Raw genomic sequence first — 2,015 nt, 5'->3', positions numbered from 1 at the left:
AACCAACGTCGCCGCGTACGGTGGGCCTGCACCCGCCAATCACGGCAGGCGCCACCCAGGGCCAGACAGCTACGCCCCTGCTAAGTCGGAAGAGCCGATAAACGCCGAGGCTGCGACCCGATTGCCCCGGCTACACGCCGAGGCTGCGACCGATGATCTCCTTCATGATCTCGGTGGTGCCGCCGTAGATCGTCTGCACCCGGGCGTCCAGGTAGGCCCGGGCGACCGGGTATTCCCGCATGTATCCGTAGCCACCGTGCAGTTGCAGGCAGCGGTCGATCAGCTTCACCTGCGCCTCGGTCGAATACCACTTGGCCATCGCCGCCTGCTCCACGGTGAGTTTCTCCTCGAGGTGCAGCCGGATGAACTCGTCGACCATCATCCGCACCACGGTTGCCTCGGTGGCGAGCTCGGCCAGCAGGAACCGGCTGTTCTGGAAGCTGCCGATCGACCGACCGAACGCCTTGCGGTCCTTGGTGTAGGCGATGGTGTCGGCCAGCACCGCCTCCATCGCCGCGGCCGCCATGATCGCGATCGAGATGCGCTCCTGGGGCAGGTTCTGCACCAGGTAGATGAAGCCCATGCCCTCCTCGCCGAGCAGGTTCTGCACCGGCACCTCGACGTCGGTGAACGACAGCTCGGCGGTGTCCTGGGCGTCCAGCCCGATCTTGTCCAGGTGCCGTCCGCGCTCGAAGCCGGGCATCCCACGCTCGACGACCAGCAGGCTGAACCCCTGCGCGCCCTTCTCCGGGTCGGTCTGGGCCACCACGATCACCAGGTCGGAGTGGATGCCGTTGGTGATGAACGTCTTCGACCCGTTCAAGACGTAGTGGTCGCCCTGCTTGACCGCGCGGGTCTTGATCCCCTGCAGGTCGCTGCCGGTGCCCGGCTCGGTCATCGCGATCGCGGTGATCGTCTCGCCGGTGCAGAACTTGGGCAGCCAGCGCTGCTTCTGCTCCTCGTTGGCCAGCCGCAGCAGGTACGGCGCGACCACGTCGTTGTGCAGGCCGAAGCCGATGCCGCTGTACCGGCCGGCGACCACCTCCTCGGTGATGATGGTGTTGTAGCGGAAGTCCGGATTGCCGCCGCCGCCGTACTCCTCCGGCACCGCCATGCCCAGGAAGCCCTGCTTGCCGGCCTCCAGCCAGACGCCGCGGTCGACGATCTTGTCCTTCTCCCACTGGTCGTGGTACGGCGCGACGTGCCGGTCCAGGAAGGCCCGGAACGACTCCCGGAAGAGCTCGTGCTCCGGCTCGAACAGGGTGCGCTGGTATTTGACGGCCTGGGTGCTGTCGCTCATAGCGACGAGAATAGACCAACCGGATGGTTGGGCGTACCGGCGGTACCGGGCATGCGTCGACGGTGCCGATAGGGTGGTCCTGCCCGGGTATCACGCCGCCCGGCCTCCGGGAAGGCTTCTCCCGTGGCGGGCCAGCGTGGACAATGTCGGCATGAGCGGTGGAGACAGGACACCCATCAACTACGAGGCGCTGGCCCAGGCCGCGGGCAAGGCCGACAATGCCACAGTCAACAGTGCGCCCGTGGTGATCACCTCGCCGGCGTCGCCGGGGCCTCGCCGATAGATTTCGCGGCGGCCGCGGTCGGGCCCGAGATCGAGGCCGTGTTGACCGACCACGATGTGCATGACGCGGCTGCCGCGGTGAGACAGTTCAGGGCGCTCAGTGAGTCCCCGCCGCGGTTCGCCGCCCAAGACCACGCGGCTGCTGACAGCGGCACCGAATCCAGTCGGGGCATCCCCGAATTCCCGATGCCGACCGTGGGCGTTACCCGCGGAGGAGGTGGCGTGTACGTCTGACCGACACACCCAGCACCAGCCCGGCGGCGATGCCGGCCCGGCCGTCAGCGTCCCACACCCGACCATGCCGCCCCCCGCCGCTGTCGGAGCGCCCCCGGCGGCTACCTGCCCCCGCCACCGGCCGCCGCGGCCGTGCAATACCCCGCACAGCCCTACCCGCAGACCTGGCACACCCCCGCAGCCCGGCGGCGGCGGTTGC

The 2,015-nt window shown here is 68.6% G+C and carries 2 protein-coding genes; one reads left to right on the top strand and one right to left on the bottom strand.

Features of this window, described 5'->3' with window-relative positions:
* Positions 1 to 130: 130 nt before the first annotated feature.
* A complete protein-coding gene (locus tag AC2VNT_RS03890; protein ID WP_486945600.1) occupies positions 131 to 1,300 on the bottom strand; it encodes an acyl-CoA dehydrogenase family protein in 1,170 nt (389 codons plus the stop codon).
* Between the two features lie 151 nt (positions 1,301 to 1,451).
* Here AC2VNT_RS03890 and AC2VNT_RS03885 point away from each other — a divergent pair, with 151 nt between their 5' ends.
* On the top strand, positions 1,452 to 1,583 hold the full coding sequence (locus tag AC2VNT_RS03885; protein WP_486945599.1) for a hypothetical protein: 132 nt from the start codon (positions 1,452 to 1,454) through the stop codon (positions 1,581 to 1,583).
* The last annotated feature ends 432 nt before the right edge of the window (positions 1,584 to 2,015 follow it).

This window comes from Mycobacterium sp. TH-M15 (genome assembly GCF_057473705.1).
The sequence above is the reverse complement of the archived record's forward strand: the minus strand, read 5'-3'. Positions and strand labels throughout refer to the sequence as shown.

Bases quoted from the DNA above. Each gene is read 5' to 3' on its own strand.
- AC2VNT_RS03885 (WP_486945599.1), top strand. From the start codon at position 1,452: ATGAGCGGTGGAGACAGGACACCCATCAACTACGAGGCGCTGGCCCAG.
- AC2VNT_RS03890 (WP_486945600.1), bottom strand. From the start codon at position 1,300: ATGAGCGACAGCACCCAGGCCGTCAAATACCAGCGCACCCTGTTCGAG.